Source organism: Arthrobacter sp. 05L45_2 (assembly GCF_056397525.1).
Window position 1 is genome coordinate 1 of record NZ_JBFTNO010000182.1, and the last position, 6,439, is coordinate 6,439.

Consider the following 6,439-nt stretch of genomic DNA (forward strand, 5'->3'; position numbering starts at 1 on the left):
GTCCTGCCCAACCCGGCGTCGCGGGCGGCAGCGATTCCCGCCGGCGCCGAAGCCGGACTCGCGGGCGTAAGCCCCTTAGTGACCCCGAACGCGGACTTTTACCGGATCGACACGGCCCTCCGGGTTCCCGTCGTGGACCCGGCCCAATGGACGCTCAAAGTCACCGGAATGGTGGAGCGCGAGGTCGAGCTGGATTTCGCCGCGCTGCTGGCCAAGCCCCTGACCGAGCGGTACGTCACCATTGCCTGCGTTTCCAACGAGGTGGGAGGTGACCTCATCGGCAACGCGCGCTGGCTCGGCTGGCCGGTCCGCGAACTGCTGGCCCAGGCCGGACCCAAACCGGGGGCGGACATGGTGCTTTCCCGCAGCGCGGACGGCTGGACAGCCGGAACGCCGCTGGAAGTTCTCACCGACAACCGTGACGCCCTCCTGGCGGTGGGAATGAACGGGGAGCCGCTGCCGCTCGAGCACGGCTTCCCGGTCCGGCTGATCGTCCCCGGGCTGTACGGCTACGTCTCGGCAACCAAGTGGGTCACCGAACTGAAAGTGACCCGGTTCGCGGACGACGTCGCTTATTGGACGCCCCGGGGCTGGAGTGAACACGGCCCGATCAAGACCTCGTCACGGATCGACGTGCCCCGTTCCGGCCGCAGCGTGCAGGCCGGGACGGTGGACCTGGGCGGCGTCGCCTGGGCGCAGCACCGCGGCGTCGGCAAAGTGGAGGTCCGGATCGATCGCGGCGACTGGAAACAGGCGGACCTGGCCCGCGCCATCTCTACGGACACGTGGTGCCAGTGGARGMTCTCCSTGCCSCTGGGCCCGGGMCAGTACGAGGTGCAGGTCCGGGCGACCGATCTCACGGGCGTCCCGCAGGTGGAGGACCGGGCTCCGGCGGCGCCCAGCGGTGCCACCGGCTACCACACCGTTACAGTGGACGTGAAGTCCTAGTCCGCCGAGCCGAAGGTCACCACCGCATGCACCGCACCGCGAACAGGCCCGTCACCGTGGAAGCGCACCGGGACAAGGTCCGCTCCCTCCTGGTACCGCTCGCTGACCGCATCGAGACCGTGCCGCTGGGCGACGCCCTGGGCCGCGGACTGGCTGCCGACATTGAGGCCCCCCTGGACCTCCCGCCGTTCCCCAACTCGCAAATGGACGGCTTCGCCATCCGCAGCGCCGACGTGCCGGCCGGCGGTGCGGAACTGCACGTCGCCGCACCCGTACCGGCCGGTGCCGAGCCCGCGCCCCTGACCCCGGGGACGGCCGCGCCCATCATGACCGGGGCCATGATCCCGCCTGGCGCGGACGCCGTCGTTCCCATTGAACAGGCCCTTCCGGACGTCTTCCCTGCGCCGGGGGAGGCCGCCACTGTGCGCCTCCCCGCCACGCCGCCGGGCACCTTCGTCCGCGACGTCGGCAGTGACATCGCCGCCGGGGCGCTGGCACTGGCGGCCGGGACTTACCTTGGCCCGGGACAACTCGGGCTCCTGGCGGCCCTGGGCATCACCCGGGTGCCGGTGCACGCCGCGGCCCGGGTCCTGCTCGTCACCACCGGGGACGAAGTACTGGAACCCGGCACCCCGCTGCAGCCCGGAAAGATCTACGACGCCAACGGCACCCTGCTCGAATCAGCGCTCCGGCAGGCCGGCCTGTCCGTGACGCGGTCGGGCATCTCCACGGACGACCCCGCGGAACTGGCCGGGCTGCTGCGCCGGCACGCCCCCGACGTCGACCTCATCATCACCACCGGCGGCGTCAGCAAGGGCGCCTACGAGGTGGTCCGGCAGGCACTGGCAGGCCACGACGTCGAATTCGGCGCCGTCGCCATGCAGCCGGGCGGGCCGCAGGGCATCGGCAGCTTCGAAGGGGTGCCGGTCCTTGGTTTCCCAGGGAACCCCGTCAGCTGCCTGGTCTCCTTTGAAATGTTCCTCCGGCCCGTACTCGCCGAGCTCTTCGGCGCCCCGTCGCCCCGCACTGTGATCCGGGCCAGGCTCTCCGAGGCCCTGGAATCCCCGGAAACCAAACACCAGGTCCGGCGCGCAGTGCTCGGCCCCGACGGGACGGTGCGGCCGGAGGGCGGACCGGGATCACATCTGGTCCACGCGCTGGCGAACTCCAACGCCTTCATCCAGGTCCCCGTGGGCACCGCGGCGCTCGAGGCGGGCGACGAGGTGGAAGTATGGGTGCTGTGAACGAAACCAATACCCCCGGCAAGCCCGGGCTAACCCACCTGCGGCAGGACGGCACCGCCCAGATGGTTGATGTGTCCAACAAGGCCGAGACCACGCGGGAGGCCACCGCCACCGCAACCGTGAACAGCACCCCGGAGGTCCTGGAGCTGCTCGGCGCCGGGGAACTGCCGAAGGGGGACGCACTCGCCGTGGCCCGGGTCGCCGGCATCATGGCCGCCAAGAAGACGCCGGACCTCGTTCCGCTGTGCCACCCGCTGCCGCTGACCAAAGTCACCGTCGACTTCGAACTCGGCGCCGGCTCGGTGACGATTTTCGCCACCGTCAAGACCCGGGGCGTGACCGGGGTGGAAATGGAAGCGCTCACGGCCGTTACCGTGGCCGCCCTAAGTGTGTACGACATGATCAAGGCCGTGGACAAGCACGCGGTCCTGACGGACATCAAAGTGCTGGCCAAGAGCGGCGGCAAGAGCGGGGACTGGACACTGTGAGCCTGACCGGAACGAACCACCCAGAACCGCACCGCCACGGCGAAGCGACCGGCCGCAGGGCCGGGATTGTGATCGCCTCCACCCGGGCCGCCGCGGGGGTCTACGAGGACCTCACCGGCCCGGTGATCGCCGACTGGCTGGCCGAACACGGCTTCGAGTCATTTCCCGCCATGGTGGTACCCGACGGCGAGCCGGTGGGCGCGGCCCTCCGAGCCCTGCTGACCCAGCACCCGGCCGTCATCATCACCAGCGGCGGTACCGGCCTGAGCCCCACCGACGCCACGCCCGAACAGACCCTCCCGCTGCTGGACCGCGAGATCCCCGGCATCATGGAGGGGCTCCGCAGCGCCGGCACGGCAAAAACCCCGACGGCCATGCTCAGCCGCGGCCACGCCGGCACGGCCGGGACCACGTTCATCGTCAACCTCCCCGGCTCGCCGAAGGGCGTGATGGACGGCCTGGGTGTGCTGGACCCCATCATCGGACACCTCTGCGACCAGCTGGAGGGCACCCATGGGCACTGAACCATCCTTCGAAATCGTGCATGCCGTCCTCAGCGCCGAACCCATCTCCGTGGACCAGGCGATCCTTGCGGTGGAATCGGACACGGCAGGCGCCGTGGTGAGTTTCAGCGGCGTTGTCCGCAACCACGACGGCGGCAAGCCGGTGCACCGGCTCAGCTACAGCGCCCATCCCACGGCGCACCAGGTGATGGCCGACGTCGTCGCGCAGCTCGTCGCCGAACACTCCGCCGGATCGGACAGCCCCGCCCAGCCCGTGCGGATCTGGGCCGCGCACCGGACCGGGATGCTGGAAATCGGCGACCCCGCCCTGGTCTGTGCCGTCTCCGCCGCGCACCGGGGGCAGGCCTTCGCAGTGTGCGCCGAACTGGTGGACCGGATCAAGGACCAGGTCCCCATCTGGAAGGAACAGTTCTTCGCCGACGGCACCGTTGAGTGGGTCGGCGCGGGCGGATAAGCCCTCCGCAGCGGGTAACGCTCGGCCGCCGGTTCCAGCCGGGACCGCCCCCGGCGGTAGGGTTGAAGCCATGACCGAACAACTCGCCGTCGCCGTCCTGGGCGCCAACGGACGGATGGGCGCCGAGGCTGTTAAAGCCGTGCACGCCGCCGAAGACCTCACCCTCGTCGCCGCACTGGGCCGCAGCGACTCCCTCGACGCGCTGGTGGACTCCGGCGCCCGCGTTGTGGTGGACCTGACCGTTCCCGAAAGCACCGAGGCGAACGTCCGGTTCGCCGTCGAACACGGTATGCACGCCGTCGTCGGCACCACCGGCTGGGACGCAGACCGGCTGGCCCGGCTCGAGTCCCTCCTCGCCGGCCAGCCCGGCGTCGGCGTCCTCATCGCCCCGAACTTCGCCCTCGGTTCGGTGCTCGCCTCGGCCTTCGCCGCGAAAGCGTCCCGCTACTTCGAATCGGTCGAGATCATCGAGCTGCACCACCCGGACAAGGTGGACGCCCCCTCCGGCACCGCCGTCCGCACCGCCCAGCTGGTCGCCGCGGAGCGGGCCGCCGCCGGCACCCCGGCCAGCCCCGACGCCACCACCAGCGAGCGCCCCGGCGCCCGGGGCTGCGAGGTCGACGGCGTCCGAGTCCACAGCGTGCGGCTGCGCGGCCTCGTTGCACACCAGGAGGTCCTGCTCGGCGGCCCGGGGGAGCAGCTTACCTTCCGCCACGACTCCTTCGACCGCGCCTCCTTTATGCCTGGCGTGCTGCTCGGGGTCAGGAACGTTGCCGCCCACCCCGGCCTGACGGTAGGCCTGGACGGCTACCTGGACCTGGGCCTCTGATGGCCGGCGTCCTGGGTGCCTTCAAGGCCAACCGCACCAAAATCTGGGTGGGCGCTGTCACGCTCCTGCTCGTCTTCTACCTGGTGGTGTCCCTGCAGCGGTCCGTGCTGCTGCTGACCGACCAGAACCTGGTCGCGAAGGCCCTCGGCCTCGCGTACCTGCTGCTGCCGATCGTCGGGGCGTGGGCCCTGGTGCGGGAGCTGCTCTTCGGGGCCCGGACCGAGCGGATGGCCAAGGTCCTGGAAGCGGAAGGCGGCCTGCCCGAGGACACCCTCCCGCGCACGCCCGGCGGCAGGATCGTCCGGGAGGCTGCAGACCTGGAATTCGAGAAATACCGTGCGGAAGCAGAAGCGGCCCCGGGGGACTGGCGCTCCTGGTTCCGGCTCAGCTGCGCGTACGACGCCGCCGGCGACCGGAAGCGCGCCCGTGCTTCCATGCGCGACGCTGTCCGCCTGTTTCGGGCCGGCTAACGGCGCCTCCAGCGCAGCAGGCCGGCCTTCTAGCGCAGCCCCCTAGCGCAGCCTTCTAGCGCAGGCCGGCCCGCCGGCCGCGTCCCAGGAGGTTCGCGGCATGGCCGGCCCATTCCAACGGCCCCCGCCAGGACAGCCTGGCGAAGATCGTGCCGATGACCAGGGCCGCGAGCGCCTGCGCCCAAAACAGGCCCTCCACGCTCCAGCCGGCCGGAAGCGGGCGGCCATGCAGCGAGGCCATTAGGCACACATGCGCCGTGTAGAGGCTCAGCGTCAAGGCGCCGGCCCCGCGCAACGGGAGCAACAGATCCAGCTGCACCCAGTCCGCGAGGCGGCCCAACAACAGGCAGAGACCGACGACGGCGGCGCCCACCCCCGCGGTATGCAGCAGGTCAAGTGTGGTTCCCGAATGCGGGGCGCTGGAGGCCAGCCACCACGCCGAACCTGACTGGTCGATGCCCGCGAGGTTCACCTGCAACAGGCTCGCCAGCGGATAGGCGGGATCACCTACGTGCTCCTGGAGCGCCGCCCGGCCGCCCCAGTCCTCCATCAGCACAACACTGAACCACTTCGCCAGGACCGCGGTGATGGTCCCGCCGGCCACCAGCAACAGCTGAACGGCCGCGGTGGACAGTGCCATCCGGCCGATCGCCAGGCCAATGATCAGGTAGGCCAGCCACTGCAGTACCGGGTAGTAGCCGGTCAGGAACACATCGCCGAGCACCCGGCCCGGGGTAGCCAGATCCTCCCAGCCGGGGTTGTAGCCCAGGTGGAGGGGCGGCTCGGCGGCCAGCAGCCACGGCCGCAGGAGATAGGCCAGTACCGGGGCCGCCAGCAGCCAGGCCGCGGCCAGCAGCCAAAGCCGCTTCGGATTCAGCCCGAGGAACGGCAGGACGCAAAGGAACAGCACGGCGTAGTGGACCAGGATGACGGCGATGTTCACCTCGAGGCCACCGAGGCAAAGTCCGACGGCGCCTATCACCAGCGCGCGGAGTGCGATGCCCCGCCGGGCGCCCCACAGCGCGGYGCCTTCCAGGGGACGCTCCTTGCCCGTGGAGAGTGCGAGTCCRATGCCCGCAAGCACCGCGAAAAGCGCCGCGGCGCGTCCGGAGAGCACCAGGCCAACCCACGTGGGAGTGAGCTGGGCGTCGGACCCGAAGGTGGGGAGCACGTGGGTTGCCATCATGCCCAGCAGGGCCAGGCCGCGGGCTGCGTCAATGCCCCTCAGCCGGGGAGCGGCTGCCTTGGTCTTAGCGGTCCGTGAAGTGGTTGCCGTACCGCGCGAGCTCATCCCACGATCGTCTCATGACCGGCCCGCGCGGGTGCTCCGCCCCGGCCGGTGCCGGACCGGCCATACTGCAGAACCACTCCTTGTATTCGAATATATGTTCGAATACTATGTGCATCATGAACAACGCACCAGAGCCGGCTCCGATCAACGCCACCGGCGTCCTCAAGGCACTGAGCCCCAGAGTGGTGGAC

The 6,439-nt window shown here is 70.4% G+C and carries 8 protein-coding genes; 7 read left to right on the top strand and 1 reads right to left on the bottom strand.

Annotated features, from left to right (window positions below; all coding sequences use genetic code 11):
• From AC1DHD_RS12900 to AC1DHD_RS12930, 7 genes are all read left to right on the top strand, one after another.
• Positions 1-948: molybdopterin-dependent oxidoreductase (locus AC1DHD_RS12900; RefSeq protein WP_476880094.1), on the top strand; the 948-nt coding region annotated here is incomplete at its 5' end.
• A gap of 26 nt (positions 949-974) precedes the next feature.
• Positions 975-2,192 carry a molybdopterin molybdotransferase MoeA gene (locus AC1DHD_RS12905; protein ID WP_476880095.1) on the top strand — a complete coding sequence of 406 codons (1,218 nt, stop codon included), beginning with the start codon at positions 975-977 and terminating at the stop codon, positions 2,190-2,192.
• On the top strand, positions 2,180-2,680 hold the full coding sequence (gene moaC / locus AC1DHD_RS12910) for a cyclic pyranopterin monophosphate synthase MoaC (protein WP_476880096.1): 501 nt from the start codon (positions 2,180-2,182) through the stop codon (positions 2,678-2,680). The genes AC1DHD_RS12905 and moaC overlap by 13 nt, the downstream gene beginning before the upstream one ends.
• A gap of 2 nt (positions 2,681-2,682) precedes the next feature.
• A complete protein-coding gene (locus tag AC1DHD_RS12915; protein WP_476880101.1) occupies positions 2,683-3,204 on the top strand; it encodes a MogA/MoaB family molybdenum cofactor biosynthesis protein in 522 nt (173 codons plus the stop codon).
• Positions 3,194-3,658 carry a molybdenum cofactor biosynthesis protein MoaE gene (locus AC1DHD_RS12920; protein WP_476880097.1) on the top strand — a complete coding sequence of 155 codons (465 nt, stop codon included), beginning with the start codon at positions 3,194-3,196 and terminating at the stop codon, positions 3,656-3,658. The genes AC1DHD_RS12915 and AC1DHD_RS12920 overlap by 11 nt, the downstream gene beginning before the upstream one ends.
• A 70-nt stretch (positions 3,659-3,728) precedes the next feature.
• Positions 3,729-4,487 (top strand): 4-hydroxy-tetrahydrodipicolinate reductase, encoded by a 759-nt coding sequence (gene dapB / locus AC1DHD_RS12925; RefSeq protein WP_476880098.1) that lies wholly within the window; start codon positions 3,729-3,731, stop codon positions 4,485-4,487.
• Positions 4,487-4,957: a hypothetical protein gene (locus AC1DHD_RS12930; protein WP_476880099.1), complete on the top strand. Its 471-nt coding sequence runs from the start codon at positions 4,487-4,489 to the stop codon at positions 4,955-4,957. The genes dapB and AC1DHD_RS12930 overlap by 1 nt, the downstream gene beginning before the upstream one ends.
• 55 nt (positions 4,958-5,012) lie before the next feature.
• On the opposite strand, the gene AC1DHD_RS12935 is transcribed toward AC1DHD_RS12930, so the two are convergent.
• Entirely contained in the window at positions 5,013-6,248 is a 1,236-nt protein-coding gene (locus AC1DHD_RS12935) for a heparan-alpha-glucosaminide N-acetyltransferase domain-containing protein (RefSeq protein WP_476880100.1), read from the bottom strand.
• Between the last annotated feature and the right edge of the window lie 191 nt (positions 6,249-6,439).